General features: G+C 71.5%; 9 protein-coding genes and 1 pseudogene. 2 read left to right on the forward strand and 8 right to left on the reverse strand.

The window, feature by feature from the left end:
* The first annotated feature begins 30 nt into the window (after window positions 1-30).
* Window positions 31-975, forward strand: a complete 945-nt coding sequence (locus tag ACOJVX_RS14960; protein WP_030106643.1) for a ribokinase — start codon at window positions 31-33, stop codon at window positions 973-975.
* Window positions 976-2,001: 1,026 nt separating this feature from the next.
* Here the strand turns inward: ACOJVX_RS14960 and ACOJVX_RS14965 are convergent.
* Window positions 2,002-2,568, reverse strand: coding sequence for an AAA family ATPase (locus ACOJVX_RS14965; protein WP_051314426.1), 567 nt, complete (start codon window positions 2,566-2,568; stop codon window positions 2,002-2,004).
* A gap of 334 nt (window positions 2,569-2,902) precedes the next feature.
* Between ACOJVX_RS14965 and ACOJVX_RS14970 the strand changes: the two genes are divergently transcribed.
* Window positions 2,903-3,472: a hypothetical protein gene (locus ACOJVX_RS14970; protein WP_051314410.1), complete on the forward strand. Its 570-nt coding sequence runs from the start codon at window positions 2,903-2,905 to the stop codon at window positions 3,470-3,472.
* 31 nt (window positions 3,473-3,503) lie between these two features.
* Here ACOJVX_RS14970 and ACOJVX_RS14975 read toward each other — a convergent pair whose 3' ends face one another.
* From ACOJVX_RS14975 to ACOJVX_RS15005, 7 genes and pseudogenes are all read right to left on the reverse strand, one after another.
* A complete protein-coding gene (locus tag ACOJVX_RS14975) occupies window positions 3,504-4,424 on the reverse strand; it encodes an alpha/beta fold hydrolase (protein WP_026420698.1) in 921 nt (306 codons plus the stop codon).
* 198 nt (window positions 4,425-4,622) lie between these two features.
* Window positions 4,623-6,416, reverse strand: a complete 1,794-nt coding sequence (locus ACOJVX_RS14980; protein WP_422646861.1) for a thiamine pyrophosphate-requiring protein — start codon at window positions 6,414-6,416, stop codon at window positions 4,623-4,625.
* Between the two features lie 334 nt (window positions 6,417-6,750).
* Window positions 6,751-7,544 (reverse strand): annotated as a pseudogene (locus ACOJVX_RS14985) (SDR family NAD(P)-dependent oxidoreductase).
* 611 nt (window positions 7,545-8,155) lie between these two features.
* Window positions 8,156-9,211 carry an MDR family NADP-dependent oxidoreductase gene (locus ACOJVX_RS14990; RefSeq protein ID WP_418155808.1) on the reverse strand — a complete coding sequence of 352 codons (1,056 nt, stop codon included), beginning with the start codon at window positions 9,209-9,211 and terminating at the stop codon, window positions 8,156-8,158.
* A complete protein-coding gene (locus ACOJVX_RS14995) occupies window positions 9,208-10,932 on the reverse strand; it encodes a phytoene desaturase family protein (RefSeq protein WP_422646862.1) in 1,725 nt (574 codons plus the stop codon). The genes ACOJVX_RS14990 and ACOJVX_RS14995 overlap by 4 nt, the downstream gene beginning before the upstream one ends.
* 32 nt (window positions 10,933-10,964) lie before the next feature.
* Window positions 10,965-12,632 (reverse strand): phytoene desaturase family protein, encoded by a 1,668-nt coding sequence (locus tag ACOJVX_RS15000; RefSeq protein WP_422646863.1) that lies wholly within the window; start codon window positions 12,630-12,632, stop codon window positions 10,965-10,967.
* Entirely contained in the window at window positions 12,622-21,996 is a 9,375-nt protein-coding gene (locus tag ACOJVX_RS15005) for an amino acid adenylation domain-containing protein (protein ID WP_422646864.1), read from the reverse strand. The genes ACOJVX_RS15000 and ACOJVX_RS15005 overlap by 11 nt, the downstream gene beginning before the upstream one ends.
* Window positions 21,997-22,575: the final 579 nt, after the last annotated feature.

The following is a 22,575-nucleotide window of genomic DNA, read 5'->3' on the forward strand; positions in this document are numbered from 1 at the left end:
CCGATCGATCGAGAGCGCGAGGGGGCGCTGGTGGACGAGCGTGGTGGTGTCCTGGTCGTCGGTTCGGCCAACGCGGACCTGGTGGTCACCGTGGACCGCCGTCCCGGCCCGGGCGAGACCGTGCTCGGCTCGGACACCACGGTGGCCCCCGGGGGGAAGGGGGCCAACCTGGCGGTGGCCGCGGCCAGGTTGGGCGGCCGGGTGTCCCTCCTCGCCGCCGTGGGCACGGACCAGCACGGTGACCTGCTGCGCGCGTCACTGCGGGACGCCGGCGTCGGTACCGACCTGGTGCGCGACGACGAGCGGCCCACCGGCGTCGCCTACATCACCGTCACGGCGGACGGGGAGAACTCGATCGTCGTGGCACCGGGGGCGAACTCCTCGGTCTCCGAGGCCGACGTGGACGCGGCCTCGCACCGGATCGCCACGGCGACGGTGCTCACCTGTTCCCTGGAGGTGCCGCTCCCCGCCGTGCGGCGGGCCGTGCGGGTGGCCACCGAGGCCGGGGTGCGGGTCGTGGTCAACCTCTCCCCTGTCGCCGACCTCGGTGGTGAGGTCCTGGGTGCCCTCGACCCGTTGATCGTCAACGAACACGAGGCGTCCCACCTGCTCGCCGCCGCACTGCCCGGTCCCCCCGGCGCCGAGGCGACCGGACCGCCCTCGGTGCGGGCGCGGCGAACCGCCCGTGACCTGCTGGCCCTCGGGCCGCGTTCCGCGGTGGTGACGCTCGGCCCGGCGGGGGCCGTGGTCGCGGAGCGGGACGCGGAGCCGATCATGGTGCCCGCTCCCCCGGTGCGGGCCGTGGACTCGACCGGAGCGGGCGACGCCTTCGCGGGGGCGCTGGTGGCACGGCTGGCCGGTGGCGCGTCGCTGATCGACGCCGCGCGGACCGCCGTGCGCGCCGCGGCCCTCTCGGTGACCAGGCCCGGCGCGCAGCCGTCGTTCGCCCGTTCCGCCGAACTCGGCCCGACCTGAGCGGGAAGCGGGGACAGCCGGCTTCCCCCGGGGCACGGCCGAACGCCGGCCGGCTGGGACGTCGGCCGGCTGGGACGTCGGCCCCGTCGACCACCCCCGCTGCCGAGGTACGGGGGCCGTCGAAGGAGCCGGTGCCGTCCGAGACCCGGCGCGGGCCACGAGGTGGTCACCAGCCGGGGGGTCGCGTCTGGGCGGGCAGGCGACGCGGCCCGGCGGATCCCCCGCCCACCACCCTCGCCCGGACGGCGCCACCGGCATCGCCCGCATCGCCCTCGCGGTGGGAGAACGGCCGAGGGCACCCGAGTTCCCACCCGAATCGCCAACCCGCGGCGGTGCGCCAGGAAAACGCGGATCTCCATACCGCCGGACCGGCGACGACGACTGCTGACCACCGCCGCACGGGAATTCTCGGAATCGGGCCACGAATATCACTACCTGAATCGAATCACCCGTTCCCTCGGTGTGAGCGGGAGCTCCTTCCACCACTACTTCGATTCCCGACGGACCCGCTGGACGTGGTGTTGGACGAGGGCCTCAGGAAGCTGGTCGCCGCACTCGACTCCCCGCACCGGGGTCCTTCCCGAGCGGCGCCTCCAGGGGCGGACGTGGCGGCCCTGCTCGACCGCCCGCTGGCCCTCGACGCCCTCGACCCCGTCGGCGTCGGCGTCGGCGTCGGCGTCGGCCTGAGGCGATCGTCCTCACCTCACCGACCCGCCCCTGGGGACGCCACGGCGCGCCCGCGCGGAGCACCAGGGGACTCCACGGCCGGCTGGACCGCCCCCTCCGCGCTGGCCGAGGGGTGGGCTCCGCCCGCCACGGCCCCCGGACCTCCGGTGCCGCACGGGGGCCGTGCTCACCTCGAACGACGAGTGGGTGCTGGGCCGGGTGCTGGGCCCCCCAGCGCACGGGTCGCCGCGAGACGACGCGAACGCCCGCCCACGGCCCGTTGGCCGCGCTGACCCGGCTTCTCCCCGAACCGAACGGGACGAGGAAGACCCAGGGTCGAGGGTGCGACCAGCGGTGCGGTCACCGCCTCCGCAGGACGAGCCGGGCACCGGTGTCCGGCCTCCGGAGCACGGTGACCGACCGCCATCCCCGGATGCGACCCCCCAACAACGCCCGCTCCACCCGCCGGGCCCGGCGCACGTGGTGCGCGAAGGACGGCCGCCCCAGGACCCGACCTCGCGCCCGCTGCCCCTCCAATGCCTCCCCCACCCGTGCGGTCACCCACACGAAATGACAGGTCCGTCCCGTCAGCGCACCCACGAGGAGCAGCACCACCCGGGTGCTGATCCGGGTGGCCGGCTCGTGCGCGACCACCGGGTGCGCGCTGAGCGCGCAGAACACCGCGATGCGGGCGTGGTGGCAGAGATGCACCAGCGGCCGGTACCAACGGTAGCCGACCCACGAGGGCAGGGTCGTCCCCAGCCAGCTCCGCATCTGGTCCGAGTCGAGAATGACCGCGCCGACGGTGTTCTCGGCGTTCCGCAACAATGTGCTCTTTCCGGCTCCTGGCAGTCCCGCGACCACAACGAGATCATTCCGCGTGAGAACCGCGTGAAATTCGGTCAATTCAGGACTGGCAGGACGCATGGCCACAGAACGGCCGAATCCACCCGAATGTTCCCCACCCCGGAGTGGTGTCGATCATGTTCCCTCCGGCCGCGCGGTCCCGTTCCCCCGGCGCCCCGCGTCACCCGTTCCGCCACCCGCGTCCCAGCCCACGAGCGGCTCACGGCTGCCGCCCTTCGGACCGGTTCCGGGGAACCGCGATCTCCAGCCCCACCTCACCGCTGACGGGCGCTCCGCCACCCAACCACCGCCCGCACCCTCTCCCCGGGGAACACGGTGGGCTCCCATCCCGGCCGCGCGGACCACGGCGATATCCGATGGCCCCAACCCTCCCGCCACCGGCAGAATCCCGGACGTGGAACCCGTTCACGTCCTCGTGCTCCGCGGACCGGCCGGGGTGGGCAAGACGACGACCGCCTACGAGATCGGTCGCCTGCTCGCCGCCCGCGACGTGCCGCACGCCCTGATCGACACCGACGAACTGGACCGCGTCCACCCCCAGCCCCCACCGGACTCACCCGGCGCCGGCCTGGCCGGCAGCAACCTCGCGGCGATCTGGGGGAACTTCGCCGCCGCCGGTCACAGCCGCCTCGTCCTCACCGGGGTCTTCGCCGACATCGCCTCGGAACTGCCCTGGATCGCCCACGCCGTTCCCGGAGCCGCCTTCACCGTCGCTCGCCTCACCGCGGACGAGTCGACCCTGGCCGACCGCGTCCTCCGCCGCGAGGTGGGGTCCGGCGCCGAGGAGCAACTGGTCCGCACCGCACGCCAGGTGGAGACCATCCGACGACGCACCGGCCGACCCGACACGGTGGTGGTCGACACCACGGGTCGGTCCGTCCCCGAGGTGGCCCGGGAGGTGCTCGCAGGCTGGCCACCCGCCCAGGAACGGTCCGCGCCGCCCCCGCCGACCCCGACGGGTTGAGCCCCGCCGCTCCCACCACGGCGGCTCCGGCTCAGCCGAGGCGCTCGACGTCAGCGACGTGTCCGGCCACCAGATCAGCCACGGTCGTCGGCAGTCCCGGGGAGAACAGCCCGTGCCCCATCCCCGGTACGACGCGCAGCCGCGCGCCGGGGATCAACGCCGCCAGCCGCAGGCCGTGCTCCACCGCGTGAACGGGGTCCTCGGTGCCGTGCACGACCAGGGTCGGCGCGGCGATCCGGGACAGGTCCACCCGCCGGTCCTCGGTCATCCGCCCCGCCAGCGCGTGGTTGTCCCCGGAGTTCGGGTCGCGGTCCCGGTCATACCCGAGGGCCGACACCCGACGTGCCTCGGCCTCGTCGAAGGGGAGCACCTCCCCGTGGAGGACCCGCCACGTCTCGGTGGCGGACTCGACGCGATCCGCACGCGTCTCGCCCCCGGTCTCGGCGCGAGCGGCGAGATGGCGCAGGAACCGGGGCGCGGGCGGGGGAAGCGCCCCCGGATCGGGATCCTGGCCCGCCAACGCCCGCCGCCAGGCCGGTTCCGGGTCCTCCCCCAGCGGGGACGTCATGACCGCCGTCAGGCCGCGGACCCGGTCAGGGCGGTGCACGGCCAGCCACTGGCAGATGGTCCCCCCGAGCGACATCCCCACCACATGGGCCGACGCGATGCCGAAGGCGTCCAGGACGGCGAGGCAGTCACCCGCCATGTCGGCGACGGTGTAGGGATCGCGCTCGAAGTCCACCGTGTCGGACAGCCCGGTGTCCCGGTGGTCGAAGAGGACTACCTGGCAACCGGCGGCGAGGAGCCGGTCCACCAGCTCCGGCGGCCACAGCACCGACGAGGCCGAGGTCCCCATCACCAGCAGCACGGGGGGATGCTCCACGTCACCGACCCGCCTGGCCCACAGGCGGACCGGACCGGAGTGGACGAAGGTGCCGTTCTCCGCTGCCATGCGCGGGACCATAACGGGTGCCGTGCCGCGCTCCAGCGCCCAACACCGCCGAGCGGCGGGACCCGGTGTGGGATACTGTCCGAGCCGCTCCGGCACCCGGCCGGCGCCCTCCCCGCTTCGATCGGCGGCCCATCCCACGGCCCGCCGACCACGGGCCTGGGGCGGTCCCGCCCCACCAGGACCGGCTGGCGATCCGCCTCAGCCCCGCTGCCCGGGAAGCAACTCCTGCGCCTTGGTCCGCAGCCCCTGCGCGATCATGTGGAAGGCCTCCGGGTCTCCCTTCAGCACGGCCTCCGTCACCGACCGCACCTGCTCGGCGGTGGCGTGCGGCGGGATCGGCGGCACCTCCGGGTCGCAGTGGACGTCGAGCACCGTCGGGGTGGCCGCGCTCAGGGCCCGGTCCCACGCCGCTCCGAGGTCCTCCGGATCGTCCACGGTGATCGCCGTCAACCCGAGCGAACGGGCGAAGGCCGCGTAGTCGACGTCCGGCAGGGTCTGCGACTCCTCGAACTTCGGGGCACCCCCCATCGCGCGCAGCTCCCAGGTCACCTGGTTCAGGTCGTTGTTGTGGAAGACGCAGATGACGCAACGCTGGTCCGACCACAGGTTCCGGTACCGGGCGATCGTGATGAGTTCGGCCAGGCCGTTCATCTGCATCGCCCCGTCCCCGACGAGCGCCACGACCGGCCGCTCGGGATGGGCGAACTTCGCGCCGATCGCGTAGGGGACCCCCGGCCCCATCGTCGCCAGGGTCCCGGACAGCGAACCCCGGACGTCACCGCGGATCCGCAGGTTGCGGGCGTACCAGTTGGCGGCCGAGCCGGAGTCGGCGGTGACGATCGCGTTGTCGGGCAGGCGCCTGGACAGCTCGGAGACCACCCGCATCGGATTGACGGGCCTGGCCGGAACGGCGGCCTGCCGGTCCACCGTGGTCCACCAGTCGGCCACGTTCCTCTCGATGGTCCCCCGCCACCCGGAGTCCTCGCGTCGCCGCAACAGGGGCGCCAACGCGCGCAGGGTGGTGGCGGCGTCGCCGACCAGGTTGACCTCGGTCGGGTACCGCATCCCGATGAAGCGGCCGTCGATGTCGATCTGCACGCCCCTGGCCTGCCCGTACTTCGGGAGGAACTGGGAGTACGGGAAGTTGGAACCGACGATCAGCAGCGTGTCGCAGTCCCGCATCATCTCGTAGCTCGGCCGCGTCCCCAACAGGCCGATCGCGCCCGTCACGTAGGGCAGGTCGTCGGGCAGGACGTCCTTGCCCAACAGGGCCTTGGCCACTCCGGCCCCGGTGAGGTCGGCGACCTCGCGGACCTCGGCGGCGGCGTTCCTGGCGCCCTGCCCGACCAGGATCGCCACCCGCTCCCCCGCGTTGAGCACCTCGGCCGCGGCGGCGATGTCGCTCTCCGGCGCCGACACGGCCGACCGGACGTGGCTGGGCGGGCTCGACGGGACCTGTTTGAACTCGTGCCGGGGCGGGGTGTACTCCTCCTCCTGGAGGTCACCGGGGACGATCAGCGCCGTGGGGGAACGCGACGCCTCGGCCGCCCTGATGGCCCGGTCCAGGGCGTTGGGCAACTGCTCGGCGACGTTGACCTCCACCAGGTACTCGCTGGCCACGTCCTTGAACAACGTCTGGAGGTCGACCTCCTGCTGGTAGCTGCCGCCCATCGCGCTGCGGTCGGTCTGCCCGACGATGGCCACCACCGGGACGTGGTCGAGCTTGGCGTCGTAGAGGCCGTTGAGCAGGTGGATCGCCCCGGGCCCCGAGGTCGCCAGGCACACACCGACCTGGCCGCTGAACTTGGCGTACCCCACGGCCTGGAAGGCGGCCATCTCCTCGTGGCGTGCCTGCACGAAGCGGGGCTGGTTGTCAGCCCGGCCGAAAGCGGCGACGATGCCGTTGATGCCATCCCCCGGATAGGCGAAGACCTGCCGCACCCCCCAGTCCCGCAGCCGCCGAACCAGGTAGTCACCCACGGTCTCGCTCATGCCACACCCTTTCCTGTCGTTCCCGGACTCCGTGCGATAGGGGCGCGGCTGGTCGTTCCGGCGCTCATACCCCGACGACTGGGCCAGGAGCACCACCCACCGGGGAGGAGAGCCGCCGGTCGGTCCGGAACACCGAGGGCGGGCGCGACCACTCCGCCAGGTGTCCCCGGCCCGCGCTCTCCGCGACGCGGAGCGACCGCCACCCGTGCCCGAGGACTACCCACCAGCCTCCGGCTCACACCTGCCCGCCCTCGCGGGAACGTTCGGCCCGGGCCGCCACCCCCTGTGGAACCGGTGTCCCGATGAGCCGCCCCGCCCCCCGGTCGACCGCCGTTCAGGGGACGATCGAGTCCACGTAGCCGCCGTCCACCCGCACCGCGGCTCCCGTCGTCGCGCTCGCCAGCGGCGAACTCAGGTAGACGACCATGTTCGCGATCTCCGCCGGTTCGATGAGCCTGCGCAACAGGGACTGGGGCCGGTGGTCCCGCATGAAGGCGCGCTGGCCTGCTCCCAGGGGACGTCCGGGCCCACCCGTTGCCGCACGAGTTCCTCGACGCCCCGGGTGCGCGTGGGACCGGCGATCACCGAGTTCACCGTGACTCCGCTGCCGGCGGCCGCCTTGGCGAAACCCCGCGCCACCCCGAGCAGGGCGGTCTTGGACACGCCGTAGTGGATCATCTCCTCGGGGATCACGATGGCCGAATCACTGGCGACGTGGAGCACCCGCCCCCACTCCCGCCGCATCATCCCCGGCAGACAGGACCGGGTGAGTCGCACGCCGCTCAGCACGTTGGTGTCGAAGTACCCGCGCCACTCGGCGTCACTGATCTCCAGAGCCGGCTGGGCTCCGAAGACGCCGAGGTTGTTGACGAGGATGTCCACCTCGGGCAGCAGTTCGGTGAGCGCGGCCGCTCCCTCGGGGGTGGTCACGTCAGCGGGAGCGGGCACCACGTCGGCACCGGGTACCTCGGTTCGGACCCGGTCCGCCGCCTCGGCCACCGTCCCGGGTCGCCGCCCGTTGACCGCGACCCGCGCCCCGGCCTGCGCCAGGCCCACGGCGATCGCGGCCCCGATGCCCTGCGTGGAGCCCGTGACCAGCGCGGTCCGGCCGGTCAGGTCAAGCCTCATCACCGCACCTCGTTCCGGCATCCCGGGGTCCAGGGTTCGGCGTTCATCCTGCCGGTTCCTCCTCCTCTCCGCAGCGCTCGACGAGGGGTGGGTGGGAGCTGGTGCCGGGACGGGGAACCGCTGCGGGAGGGCGCCGGAGGGTGGCTGAGCGCGTGGGGTGGTGGCATCGGCTTCGCGGGAGCGCTCGAAGCTTGAATTTGGTTGACACTGAAGCGACGGCGAGCACAAGGAAGAAGGAAGCTCCGGGCCTCCGGCGTCGCCGACTCGCGGATGCCGGAAGGGCGGCCGCGTTGGCCGGGCCGCCCGGCCAACGCGCGGTCCCGAACGACGCGGAACCGGACGCCCTGCCGCACGACGCCACGAGGATCCGCCGGGTCCCGCCGCGCCCACACCGCCGGTCGGGACCTCGACCGAGGACGATCCCCCACTCGGCGGCTCCCGCCGAGTGGGGGCGGGACGCACGGCCCGCCAGGCTCAGGCCGGTCGCGCCCCCGGGACGAGTCCAGGACCAGCCGCCCCGAGATCCTGGTCACCCCGCGACGGCCGAGGCCCGCCCGAACGGGCACGACCGGCCGGCGCCCGGACCAGGCGAGCCGGGCCCCGGCGCCGGTTCAGAGCTCGACGAGGACCTTGCCCCGGTTCACGTCCCGGTCGACGTAGAGGCTCCGGTAGGCGGCGGGGATCTCGTCGAAACCGTGCCGGACGGTCTGGTGGTAGGTGATCTCGCCCCGGCGCACCAGCCCGCCCAGTTCCTCGTGCAGCGCGGCCCAGTTCTCGTCGGTGAACCATTCCAACGAGAAGATCCCTCGGATGGTGGTGCGGGGGAACATGATGTACGGCAGAAGACGGGGTCCCACGTGCTCGTTGGCGATCTGCGCCGCCCACTGCCAGCACACCGCGACCTGGCTGTAGACGTTCAGCTGGTCGAAGACCGCGTCGGTGACGTTGCCGCCGAGGCAGTCCACGTACCGGTCGACCCCGTCGGGCGCCGCCGCCGCCAGGGCGGCGCGCACCGACTCGGCGTCATCGCCCTGGCTGTAGTGGACCACCTCGTCGAACCCGAGCTCCCGCAGGTAGTCGGACTTCTCGGGCGAACTCGTCGTGCCCACCACCCGGGCTCCGGCCCGCTTCGCGAGCTGCCCCACCAGCGATCCGACGGACCCCGAGGCACCGCTGACGACCATGGTCTGGCCCGGTGAGACGGTCATGAACCTGTTCATGATCCCCCAGGCCGTCATGCCCGGCCCGCCGAGCACGCCCAGGGCGGTGGACAGCGGAAGGGTCTCGTCATACCAGGCTGGGTCCAGCCGCCGGTAGTCGGGGAACACCATCGGGAACGTCCCGGTCTGCCACAGCTCGGCCGCACCGTCACTGACGAGGTGGCTGCGCCAGCCCCCGAACCCCTGCACCAGGTCCCCCACCCGGTGCGGTGCGCGGGGCCCGGCCTCCACGACCTCCATCACGGAGTCGGCGCCCATGTGGTTGCCCACCGGGGTGTCCAGCGCGATCCCTTGCAGGTAGGGATCCACCGAGACGTACAGGGTCCGCAGCAGCATCTCGTGGTCCCGGAGGCGGACGTCCACCTCCTCGACGACCTTCTCGTAGACCCGTCCGACGTCGGGGACACCCTCGACGTGCTCGCGAACCACCCACTTCTCGACCTTCAACGCACACTCCCTGTCACGGTGATCTCGGTATTCGGCGCCGCGGCGGGCGCGGCCGCCGGTCCAACGGGAATGACCACATGGGTCGGTGGGGGCGCCGACTCGTCGACGCTCGCGGTGAACTCCCGGCCGTCGTCCCGGCACACGAACTGCATGACGTGTCGTCCCGCCGCTCCAGCGCGGATCAGGCCGCCCGTGGTCGCCCACACCCCGGACTGGTAGAAGTTGCGCAGCCCGGGGAGCCCGGGCCCGTACTTCTTCACCAGTTCCTCCAGCGTCTCGCCGCTGTCCACGAACGGCTGCCACCCGAGGACCGTGCCGTCGTAGTTGCCCGTGTACCGGACCTGGGTGAGCGGGGTGGACATGTCGCGGACGGCCACCGCCTCGGTGAGACCCGGGTACCGCTCCTCCAGGAAGCGGGTGATGGCGTCCCGAACCCGGCGTTTGGCCTGGTGGTACTCGCGCCCCCGTCGGACCGGGAGGGTGTGCAGCTCCTCCCCTCGGCGGACGCGCACCTGCTGCGCCGGCCCCTCCGCGATCTCCCGCCACGGCTCGATGTCGCAGAAGTACGTGGCGTAGACGACGCTGGTCTCCTCCGGGGACAACTCCGGGTAGTGCCGGCTCCGGAACTGCACGTTGATGCTGGCGTGGCGGATGCCGAGGAGGTCCTTCGCCTCCTCGTCCTCCAACAGGTACGTCGTGCACGGGTCGCCCTCAGGGAAGGGCCGCCGGAGACCGAGGAACAGGGTGAAGTACCCGGGGAAGACCATGCCGGGTTTGGTGATCGTGTCGGTGTAGAGCTGCCGGTACTCCTCGTTCAGGTAGCGCCCCTTGAGGAACTTGGTCATCGTGGTGTGGCCGTCGGCGGCGGAGACCACGATGTCGGCCCGTTCCTCCCGCCCGTCGCTGAGTCGGACGCCCACCGCGGTGTCGTTCTCGACGAGGATCTCCTCGACCTTCGCGTTGTAGGTGACCGTGCCACCCAGCCGGCGGTAGCGCTGTTCGATGGAGGTCGCCAACCCGAGGGACCCGCCCTCGGGCACCCCGGCGGACTGGTTGGCGTGGGAGGCGAGCTGGAAGTAGAACGGCAACACCGGGAAGGCGGGGTGCCGCTCGTAGAGGATGAAGTTGAAGGCCTCGCGCAGCAGGGGGTCCCTGAACTTCGACGAGTAGTCCGACATCAGCACGGAGATGGACTTGCGGACCGTGTTGAAGTAGGGGGCGAAGGAGGCGAACATGCGCAACTTCTGCCAGGTCGTCATCAACCCGACCGGTTTCAGGAACGGGTACACGTTGATGGCCTTGCGGAACCTGCGCAGTCCGTGGCAGAAGTCCCGGATCAGCCGGGCGTCCCCAGGGGAGAGCTCCAGCAGGTGGGCCTCCAACCGGTCGGGGTCGGAGTAGAAGTAGACCGCTCGGCCGTCCCGGCCCCGGACGATGTTGAAGACGTCGAAGTGGCGCATCTCCTTGCCCTGGAGGGCGCCGAGCTCCAACCAGATCTGGTGCATCTCGTTGCCGGGGCCGTTGCCGAGCAACCAGCTGATGCAGCAGTCGAGGGTGTAGTTCCCTCGGTCCCAGGCGGTGCAGCACCCACCGGGGATCTCGTGCATCTCGAATATCCGGGACTCGTAGCCGTTCATCTGCGCGTAGCACCCCGTGGACAGACCGCCGAGGCCCGCGCCAATGATGATCATCGTCTTTCGTGTGTGCTCTGGGCTGGGCATGCGTGGTGGCTCCTTGGTTCACCGGCGCCTGGCTACCGCACGGGCCGTTGGTCGAGTTGGGGCAGGGAACCGAGGCGGTCGGGATGCCACGGCTCGACGTTGGCGCTCTCCTCGGCCCGGAACCCCAGCCCCAGCTCGGCGCAGAGGTACTGGGTGACGAACCGGCCCGTGGAGGCGGCCCGGATCAGCCCCCCCATTCCCACCCACTGCCCGGTCATCCAGAAGTTCGCCAGACCGGGCAGTCGCATCCGGTCCTTCGCGATCAGCTCGTTGGCGACGTCCTCCGCGTCGGAGAACGCCTTCCACGCGAGGATGCTGCCGACGTGGTTCCCGGTGTAGCGCAGCGTCGTCGCGGGCGAGGCGATGTCCACGAGTTCGATCCGGTCCCGCAGGTGCGGCAGGCGGTCCACGAGCACCGTACGCACGAAGTCGGCGAGTTCGCGCTTCCTGGCCCAGTAGGCCTTCCGGTCGGTGCTCCGCAGCTCGGCCCAGTAGTGGAAGTCGCTGAAGTAGGTGCAGTGGATGACCGACTTGCCCGGTGGCGCGAATCCCTCCGAGTAGTGCGAGCGCAGCTGCACGACCAGGCTGGGTTGGAGGGCCCCGGGCAGCCGCTCCGCCTCCTGGTCGCTGAGCAGGTAGGTGGAGCTGTGCGGGTCGGCCGCGTCGAACTGGCCGTCCACCCCGACGAAGGCCGACACCACCGCGGGGAACAGGATCCCCGGCCGGTCGATCAGTTCGTCGTAGAGGCGCTCGACCCGGGGGCTGGTGTACTCGCCGCCGAGCAGCTGGTAGATCGTCGTCTGCCCGTCGCAGGCCGAGACGACGTGGTCGGCGTAGTGCCGCTCACCTCCCTTCAGCTCCACTCCGACCGCCCGGCCGTCCTCGACCAGGACGCGCTCCACCCGGCTCCGGTAGTCGATCCGCCCGCCCAGACCGGTGTAGCGGTCCTCGATGGAACGCGCCAGGCCCAGCGAGCCGCCCTGGGGGAACCCCGCGTTCTGGTGGTAGGCGCTGGCCATGTTGAACAGGAACGGCAGCACCGGGAACGTCTCGGGGTCCTGGAAGAAGATGTTGCGGAACGCACGGCGCAACAACGGGTCCTGGAACCGGTCGGCGAAGGTGTGCATCTGCGTCGCCGCGGTCCGCCAGAACAGCCGGAAGCGGGGAAGCACGGTGCGCAGGGTCCGGAGCCGCTCCCGCAGGGTCCGGAGGGGCGGCGGCGTGAGGAAGGGGTACAGCTCGAACTCGGTGAACCGCCGCAGGTCCCGGCAGAAGGACCGGATCAGCGGCGCGTCCACCGGGGACAGCTCGGTGAGGTGCCGTTCGAGGCGGTCCGGGTCGTTGTAGAAGATGACCTCCCGCCCGTCCTCGTCGACGACCCGGTTGAACATCTCGAAGTTGGTGATGGTCTTGCCGTCCAGCGCCCCGAGTTCCCGCCACACCTGGTTGGCGTCGTTGCCCGGCGCCGTTCCGATCAACCACTCGATGCAGTAGTCGAAGACGTAGCCCTCGCGGGCCCAGGCGGTGCAACAACCGCCCGGCAGGACGTGCTTCTCGAAGATCCGGGTCTCCAGGCCACTCATCTGGCCGTAGCAGCCGGTCGCCATCCCGCTGACACCCGCGCCGATGATGATCACCCGGGGCGGTTCGCCTGGCACGGGATCGCGGCGTTCCCACACCGGTCGCCTCTCACGCGGCATCGACGACACCCCCGGCCAGCAGGACGCGCAGCAGGTCGGCGTTGGCCTCGGCGTGCTCCTGGTCGAGCATCTCCGCGTGCGTGCCCGATCCGCGCAGCACGGTGGTGCGGGTCCTGGAGCCGCCGTACCAGCTGCCCGGGGCGGTGGCCGCGTAGGAGTCCACGCGGTCCTGGTCCGAGACGAGGGTGATCGGGGCGACGATCGTGCCGGTGTTGGGGGTGCGGCTGGAGAACTCCAGGTAGTCCCTGGCCTGGCTCATCGTCTCCTTGCTCACGATGTCGGAACCGGTGTGCCGCCTCAGGTGGTCGCTGAGCTCCTCCTGGAAGACCGCCAGGTGTTCCTCGGCCAGTTCGAAGGTCTCGGTCAGCCGGTGCGAGTCGAGGATCACCACCTCCCGCACCACGCGGCCCCGGGCCTCCAGTTCCCTGGCCACCTCGTAGGCGAGGTTCCCGCCGAGGGAGTACCCCAGGAGGAGCAGCTGGCCCTCCTCCCGCAGGGACTCGACCAGGTCGGCGTAGCGACCCACCTTGTCGTCCCCGGTGAGGTAGTTGAAGGCCACGAGCCGGTACTCGTCGAGCTGGGCCGCGAACTGCCGGTAGACCAGACCGTGCCCGCCGGCCGGTGGGAAGCAGAAGACGGTGTCGTCCCGGTCGGGGTTGAACCGCAGGTAGGGCAGCGCTCCCTCGGTCCGACCCGTCACGATGTCCTGCACCGCGCTGGCCATGCCGTGCAGGGTCGTGACCCGGAAGAGCTGGCTCACGGGGATGCTGACCGCGAACTCGTTCTGGAGGTGGTAGATCAGTTCGATCAGCTTGATCGACCCGCCGCCCAGTTCGAAGAAGTCGTGGTGGAGGCCGACCCGCTCCACGCCGAGCAGTGCTTCCCAGTGCGCGGCCATCCTGACCTCGTACAGGGTGGTGGGGGGCTCGTAGGGCTGTTCGTCGTCGGCGCCGTCCGGGGCCGGGAGGGCGGCGATGTCGACCTTCCCGTTGGGGGTGAGGGGCAGCGCGTCCAGCTCGACGAGGTGGGTGGGGATCATGAAGGTGGGCAGGTACTCGGCGAGGTGCCTGCGCAGCTCGCGCCGGTCGAACCCGACGTCGGGCACGGCGACGCAGTAGGCGCAGAGGACGTTCTCCCCCCGGCCGTCCGCGCGCACGGTGACCACGGCCTCGGACAGCCCGTCCCACGAGGTGAGCCGGGACTCGATCTCGCCGGTCTCGATGCGGTGACCGTGCACCTTGACCTGGTTGTCGACCCTGCCGAGCAGTTCCACCCCCCCAGCCGTGTCCCAGCGGGCGAGGTCGCCGGTGCGGTACAGCCGCAGCGCCGGGGCGTCCGGTGCCGTGCCGAGCACCCGGGTGACGAAGCGCGCGTCGGTCTGCTCCGGGTCACCGACGTAGCCGTCGGACACGCCCTCGCCGCCGATCCACAGCTCGCCCGGCACCCCCGCGGGGGTCGGTTCGCCGCGCTCGTCCAGGATGTACAGCTCACTGCCGGGCAACGGCCGTCCGATCGGGACCATCTGTCCGGGTTCGAGGTGGTCCACCGAACCCTCGAAGTAGGCGCTGTCGATGGTGGTCTCGCTCAGCCCGTAGGAGTTCACCAGGCGGGTGCTGGGCCCGCACAGGTTCCGCAGCCGCTGGTACTCCTCGACCTTCCAGGCGTCGGAACCGACGATCAGCAGGCGGAGGGAGTCGAGCCGCTCCCCCTCGTTCTCGCAGTAGGTCGCCAGGGTCCGCACGACCGCGGGGACGAACTCGCCGCAGTCCACCCGCTCGGCGAGGATCGTCCGGTGCAGACGTGCCGTGTCGAACAGCAGGTCGCGGTCCACCAGCACCAGGGTTCCGCCGGAGCAGAGGGCGCGGACGAGGTCACCGGTGAAGACGTCGAAGGAGAAGCTGGCCATCTGGAGGTGCACCCGCACCTCGTCGTCGAGCCGGTACTCGGTGCGCCAGGCCTCCTGGACCGAGGCGAGGTTGCGGTGGCTGACCCGCACCGCCTTGGGCCTGCCGGTGGATCCGGAGGTGTAGATGACGTAGGCCGGCGAGTCGAGGTCGACCGGTGCCGGCACGAACCCGGGGTCGGGGTCGGCGGCGAGCTCGTCGAGGGTGACCACCGCGCAGGGCAGCGCGGTGAGCCGGTCGCGGACCGGCGGGTCGGCGACGACCAGCGCGGCGGAGGCCGTGCTGACCATGTAGTCGAGGCGCTCGGCCGGGTACCCGGGGTCGAGGGGCAGGTAGGCGGCGCCGGTGCGGAGCACGGCCAGGACGGTGCAGATCAGCTCGGGTGACTTCTCCTGGCAGAGCGCGACCACCGCTCCGGGGCGCGCTCCCCTGGCCCGCAGGTGGCCGGCGATCTCGTCGGCCCTCCGCATCAGTTCCCCGTACCGCAGCTGCTGGCTGGGGCCGTCCTCGACGGGCAGGGAGACCGCGACGGCGTCGGGCGTCCTGGCCGCCGCCTCGGCGATGAGGTCGTGGACCGGGCGGCGGGCGGCCGCCTCGATCCGGTTCGCCCCGCTCCAGCCGTCGAGGATCTCCGCTCGTTCCTCGGTACCCAACAGCGGCAGCCGGTCGACCGGCTCGGCGGGCGCCGCCGAGGTCAGCCCGGTCAGCAGGTTGACGTAGTGCTCCGCCAGTCGCCGCATGGTCCTGGGGAGGAAGAGGTCGGTGTTGTACTTGAAGACGCAGTGGAAGCGGTGCTCGGCCTCGTCCTCGTAGGCGGAGAGGGTGAGGTCGAACTGTCCCTCCTCCTCGGGGAGGTCGATGTAGTCGAGTCGGTAGCCGTACTTCTCGGTGGCCACCCGGTGGACGAGGAGGATGAACATCGCCTGGAACACGGCGGAGCGGCTGGGGTCGTGCTGGAGACCGAGCTCGTCCACCAGCAGCACGAAGGGGTACTCCTGGTTGTCGAGTCCGTTGAGGACCGTGCCGCGGACCCGGTCCAGGAGTTCGGTGACGGAGGGCGCGCCCCCGAGGTCGACGTGCAGCGGCAGCGGGTTGACGAAGTACCCGTAGACGGAGGAGAACTGCTGCTCGGTCCGCCCGGTGACCGGGCTGCCGACGATCACCTCGTCCTGCCCGGAGTGGCGCTGGAGCAGCAGGTAGTAGGCGGCGATGAGCACCACGAAGACCGTGACGTTGTGCTCCCGGGCCAGTGCGTGCACCCGGGCGGTGAGGTCCTCGTCGAGCGTGAAGAACTCCGAGGCGCCGTTGTGGGTCTGCACCGGTGGCCGGGGCTTGTCGGTGGGCAGGTTCAGGATCGGTACCTCGGCCGGCAGGTGGTTGAGCCAGTACTCGCGCATCCGGCGCGCGTCCGCGCTCGCCAGGAACCGGTTCTGCCAGTTCAGGAAGTCGAGGTACCGGGCGCCGACCGGGGCCAACCCGGCCGCCGCGAGCAGCTCGGCGTCGGCCGTGCTCCGCCCGGTGGCCCGCATCGTCTCGTAGGTGGCGAGGAGCTCCTCGATGAAGGTGAAGGTGGAGATCGCGTCCGAGATGATGTGGTGGACGGCCTTCATGATCAGCCAGCGGTCCGGCCCTCGGCGGAACAGGCGGAACCGGACCAGCGGATCCCGCTCCAGGTCGTAGGGCCTGCGGTACTCGTCGATGATCATCTGGTAGATCTCGGGCCACGCCGTGTCGGCCACGTCGAACAGGGCGACGTCGGCCTCCGCGCGCGGGGAGACCCGCTGGACGGCCTGCCCGTCCCGCAGCAGGAAGTTCGTGCGCAGGCTGGGATGCCGGTCGATCAGCGCCCGGACCGCCTCGAACATGAGTTCCGGTTCGAGCTCGGTGCGGACCTCCACGGCACCGCCGATGTTGTAGGCGAAACCGTCGGGGTGCAGCTGCTTGAGGAACCACAGCGCCTTCTGGTTCTGCGTGAGGGGGTACTCGCCCTCGTCCTGGTACACCTCGATGACGGTGGCATCCGGGCCCTGGTCGCCGTCCTCGGCGACGAGGTCGCGGACCTGCGTGTGCAGGCCGTCGAGCAGTTCCTCGATCGGTGAGCTGCTGAGCAGGGCCACGACCGGCAACGCGACACCGAGCTCCGTGTGCAGTCGGGTGCGCAACTCCATCGCCAGCAGCGAGTCCAGCCCCAACGTGTTCAGGCTCGAGTCGGGTTCCACCTGGTCGGAGCGCACCCGCAGCACCGAGGAGGTGATCTCGGTGAAGCGGGCACCGAGCAGATCACGCCGCAGCTCCTCGTCCGCGGCGCGGAACTCGTCGAGGAAGCTGCTGGTCCCGGCGGTGGATCCGGCGCCTCCGGATGCGGCCAGGTCGGCGACCAGGGGCGGTGGCGTCGTGTACCAGGCGAGGAACACCGGCCAGTCCACCACCGTGGCGACCAGCAGCTGGGCCTGGTCCAGACCGAGGACCCTCTCCAGGACGGCCATCCCGGCCTCGGGGGCGAGGGAACTCATCCCCCGGCTGACCCGGTAGTGCTCGATCAGGCCGAGTTCCTCGATCATGCCCGTGGCCCACGGCCCCCAGTCGACGCTGAGCGCGGGGAGCCCCTGGGCGCGCCGGTGGTGCGCGAGCGCGTCGAGGAAGGCGTTGCCGGCCGCGTAGTTGCTCTGCCCGGCCGTGGTGAGCAGCGAGGCGATCGAGGCGAACAGGACGAAGTGTTCGACGGGGTCGTCGAGCAGGTGCTTGTGCAGCAGGTAGCCGCCCACGACCTTGGGGTCGTGCACCGCGTCGAAGGTGTCCCGGTCCATCTCGGGCAGGAGGGTGTCCCGGACGTGACCGGCGAGGTGGAAGACACCGCGGATGGGCGGGGCGCCGCTCCGGCGGTGCTCGACCAGCCAGGACGACAGCGCGTCCTCGTCCGTCACGTCGACGGGGGCGATGACCGGCTGGGCGCCCAGCGCCTCCAGCTCGCGCACGAACCGGACGGTCTCGGCCTCGCGGGTGGACGGGTCCAGTTCGCTCCAGCGGGACCGGTCGGGCAGCGTCCTCCTGGCCACGAGGACGAGCCGGCGCGCCCCCCGGTGGACCAGGGTCCGGCACAGCAGGCGCCCGAGCGCGCCGAACGCGCCGGTGACCAGGTAGCTGCCGTCGGCGCGGAGCCGGGGCGGCAGCGGCCGGGTCAGGTTCTCGGGCGGGCGGAGCCGGTTGGTGTGCCGCTGGTCGCCGCGCAACGCGACCTCGTGCTCGTCGTCGACCGCGAGTTCCCGCAGCAGGGCCTCGGCCTCGGCGTGGAGGTCCGGCCCGGTGTGCTGGGCGCCCGGGTCGAGATCGACCAGCTTGCCCCGGTTGTCGACGAGCTCCTGGTACCAGAGGACCCGTGCCACGCCCCAGGAAGGCGCGCCCAGCGGCTCGACGGCCTCGTCGGCGCGTACGGCCTGAGTGCCCCGGGTGACCACGTGGAGGCGGGCGGAGGCCCCCTCGTCCGTCAGGGCCTGGGCGAGAGCGAGGAGGGTGTAGGCACCGAGGCTGGTGTGCTCGGCGAGGTCCTCCCGGCCGGTGTCGGCGAGGTGGGGCAGGTCGAGGTTCCACAGGTGGACGACGGTGTCGAAGCCGCCGTCGGCGGCGGTGTCGGCCAGCAACGCGCGCAGGTCGGTCCGGGATCCGGGGGCGACGGTCGACTCCGGTCGCTCGGCGCCCAGCGTGTAACCCGGCCCGGGTCGCACCAGGTGCGCTCGCCCGCCCCGCCCGGTGACCAGGGCGGCCAGGGCCTCGCCCAGCCCACCCCGGTCCGCGAGGATCAGCCAGTTCCCCGGCGCCGCTGGGGTGTCGGCGGTCCGGTCGTGCTCCCACGGGGCCTCGACCCAGGTGGGGGTGGCCAGCCACCCGTCGATCGTGGAGACGCTGACGGCGGTGGAGGCCTTCTCGACGTCGGCGGCCCGGAAGTCGCTGACGCGGCCGAGCGGGGTGCCGTCCTCGGTGTAGAGGTCGATGTCGCCGATGAGCTCGTCACCGTCACCGACGCCCAGCCGCGCGTGCGCCCACAGCGCACGGTCACCCACCGGGTCGACGCGGACCTCGCCGATGGAGAGGGGCAGTCTGATCCCGGTGTCGAGCCGTTCGGCCTCCGCGCCCAGCACGAAGGGGGTGAGCAGCGTCTGGAAGCAGGAGTCGAGCAGGACCGGGTGCAGGTGGTGGTCCTCGGCGTCCGCGCCCAGGTCCCGGGTCGGCCGGATCCGGGCGAGGGCCTCCCCGGACCCGATCCACACCTCCTCGATGCCCTGGAAGGCAGGGCCGTAGTGGTAGCCGACCTCGGCCAGTCCCGTGTAGCACGCCGTGGCGTCCAGGTGCCGGCTCGCCCGGTCGCGGACGAGGTCGACGTCCAGGGTGGAGCTGAGGCGTCGACGCTGGCCGGCCCGGACCACCCCGGTGGCGTGCACGGTGGGTTCCGCTCCGGCGTCGGCGACCGTCGCGATCCGGAACTCGGCGCCGGAGGAGGAGAGGGAGAACTGGACGGTGCGCACCTCGGAGTCGGGCAGGAAGAGGGCCTTGCGGAGCTCGACGTCCGCGACGGTGGCCCGCGCCCCTCCCGTCAGCGCGCGGACCGCCTGGTGCGCCATCTCGACGTAGCCGGCGGCGGGGAACAACGCGTTGCCCTGGATGCGGTGGTCGTCCAGATAGGGCACGGTCTCGACGTCGAGCCGCGCCTCCCAGGTCGGCTCGGCGTTGCCGGTGCGGCGGCCGAGCAGCGGGTGGTCGACCTCGCCGAGCCGGATCTGGCGGACCGGTTCCGGTTCCACCCAGTAGCGGTCGCGCCGCCAGGGGTAGCGGGGCAGGGCCACGGTGGACCCGGTGGGGTGGATCGTCGCCCAGTCGATGGCCACGCCCAGGTTGTGCAGCGCGGCGAGTGACTGGGTGAACCGCTCGACCTCGCCCTCCTGCCGTCGGATCGAGGGGATCGTGCGGCCGTCCACCCCGTGCTCGCCGAGGCATTCCCTGATGGAGTGGGCGAGGACCGGGTGCGGCCCGACCTCCAGGAACACGCTGTACCCGTCGGCGGCCATCCGGTCGACGGCGGCCCGGAACCGGACGCTGTCGCGGACGTTCTTCCACCAGTAGCCGCCGTCGAGTTCCGTGCCGTGGGCCCGTCCCTCCTCGCCGGTCAGGTAGAGCGGGAGCTGGGCAGGGCGCGGGTCGAGCTCGGAGAGGGAGGAGAGGAGGTCCTCCTTGATCGGGTCCATGCGAGCGCTGTGGTAGGGCACCCGGACGGTGAGGAACTTCGCGAAGATCTGCTCGTCCCGCAGCGCGCCGGCCAGTTCGGCCAGCGCGTCCTGGTCGCCGGCCAGGGTCATCCCGGTCGGGCTGTTGACGGCGGCGATCGAGACCCGGTCGCCGTAGGGGGCGACCCGGCGGGCGGCCTCCTCCTCGGCCAGGCTGACGGCGAGCATCGTGCCGGTCCCGACCAGCTTCTGCTGGAGCCGGGACCGGTGCACGGCGACCCGCGCCGCGTCCTCCAGGGTGTAGACGCCGGCCTCGTGGAAGGCGGCGATCTCCCCGGTGCTGTGGCCGACGATCGCGTCGGGGTGGACTCCCCGGGATCTCCAGAGGGCCGCCAACCCGACCTGGACCGCGAAGTTCGCCGGCTGCGCCAGCCAGGTCTCGGCCATCTGGGAGTCGGACTCGCTGGCGTTCATCTCCTCGATCAACGACCAGTCTGCGAACAGCCGGAGCGCGGCGTCACACCGTTCCACGGCCTCGCGGTACACCGGCTCCGACTCGAAGAGCTGGCGGCCCATCGCCCACCACTGCGGTCCCATGCCGGTGAACACCCAGGCCAACCGGCGGTCCCCCGCGTCCCGGCACTGGTCGACGAGCAGGTGTGGGTGCGCCTCGCCCCTGGCGAACTCGGCGAGGCGGTCCTGGAGGGACTCCCGGGACGAGTAGACGACCGACAGGCGGTGCTCCAGGTGCTGGCGGCGGCGGGCGAGGGTGTGGCCGAGGTCGGCGAGGCTGACGGGTTCGTGGTCACGCGCGAGTTCGGCCCGGATGTTCCCGGCGAGCTCGGGCAGCGCCTCGGGGTCACGGGCGGTCAGGGGCAGGATGCCGAACTCCCCGGGCGTGGAACGCTCCACACCGGACGCGCGGACCGGTGCCTCCTCGAGCAGGACGTGGGCGTTGGTGCCGCCGAAGCCGAAGGAGTTGACCCCGGCGCGGGCCGGCCCCTCGTGCTCGGGCCAGTCGGTGACCGAGGTGGGGATCTCATAGGGCAGGGAGTCGAGGTCGATGGCCGGGTTGACCTGGTCCAGGTTGATGTGCGGCGGGATCGTCCGGTTCTCCAGGCACAGCACCGTCTTGATGAGGCCGGCGATCCCAGCGGCGGACTCCGTGTGCCCGATGTTCGTCTTGACCGAGCCGACGTAGCAGCGCGTTCCGGGTGCCCGCCCGACGGCGAGGGCGCGGCCGAGCGCGTTGGCCTCGATCGGGTCACCCACGGGGGTGGAGGTGCCGTGGGCCTCCATGTACTGGAGGTCGCCCGGTCGGATGCCCGCGTCCGCGCAGACCCGTTCGATGAGGCTGACCTGGGCGTCCGGGTTGGGGACCGTGATGCCGTTGGTCCGGCCGTCCTGGTTGACACCGCTGGCTGTGATGACGGCGTGGATGGGGTCGCCGTCCCGGATCGCCTCGTCGAGGAGCTTGAGCGCGACCACTCCGACTCCCTCGGCACGGACGTAGCCGTTGGCCGACGCGTCGAAGGTGCGGGACCGGCCGTCCGGCGACAGGAACCCGCCCTTGGTCTCCGCGATGGTGTACTGCGGGGTGAGGTGCAGCAGGGTGCCGCCGGCCAGCGCGAGCTCGGTCTCACCCCGGCGCAGGCTCTGGCAGGCCAGGTGCACCGCGACCAGCGAGGAGCTGCACGCGGTGTCGATCGAGACGCTGGGTCCCCGGAAGTCGAAGCAGTAGGAGATCCGGTTCGACACCATCGTCATCATCGTGCCGGTCGCGGTGTGGGCCGCGAGGGTCTCGAAGCTGAGGTCGGCGAACTGGAGGATCTTGTAGTCGAGGGTGAAGGCACCGACGAAGACACCGATGTCGCGGCCGGCGAGTTCACCGGGGCGTTGCCCGCCGTCCTCGAGCGCCTCCCAGGACACCTCCAGCAGCTTCCGCTGCTGGGGGTCCATGTGCTCGGCCTCACGCGGGCTGATCCCGAAGAAGGCGGGGTCGAACTCGTCGAAGCCGTCGATGTACCCACCTCGGCCGCCGACCAGGCGTCCGGGCTTGGCCTTGTCGCGGCTGCCGAGCGTCCGCACGTCGTACCGGTCGGCCGGGGTGTCGGTGATGCAGTCCTTGCCGGCCAGGAGGTTCTGCCAGAACGTCCGGTAGTCGGAAGCGCCGCCGGGCAGCCGGCAACCGATACCGATGATCGCGATCCTGTCGCCGGTTGGGGCGTTACCTAAATCCGTCACCGTGAAGTCCTCGGGTCGTGGCGCCGTGTTACCTCGTGACGGCGCCGGGGAAGAGTGGGCGTGGGCTGCCCGCGCTGTTGGCCGGGCGGCCGGACAAGGTCACCGGCACCGGCGGCCGACCACGGTCAGTGGCGCCGGGACCTCGAACACGCTGTGGGCAGGACGCGAAACGGGTACACGGAACGCCGGTGACCGCCTTCGACGTCGAAGGAGCTTGCGTTCCGAAGCAAGGACTCCGGAGGCGCAGCGGTCGCGGCGCCATCACTCCCAGGTGCCCCACAGCACCGCGCGTAGACGTGAGCCTCCGACGCGTCACATGGGAGATCAGGTAGGAAACTGACCAACACTCGTTTGCCACTGGTTCGGCGAGCTACTACTCCCTGCGAGTTACGGACCATGTGAACCATTTCCGCGCAGGCATACTCCCACACGAGCAACGGGCTGCACAATTGGGCTATACGCAATCTTCAACAATGCACCCATTAGGGGGAGCAGGGGGGTATGTTATTGCTCGGTCGACAATCACGACCCCGGACGCCGACACCCTTTAGCCAACCGCAGGGGACATCTCAATTGGCA

Source organism: Actinoalloteichus caeruleus (genome assembly GCF_049311605.1).
Classification (GTDB): Bacteria; Actinomycetota; Actinomycetes; order Mycobacteriales; family Pseudonocardiaceae; genus Actinoalloteichus_B; species Actinoalloteichus_B caeruleus.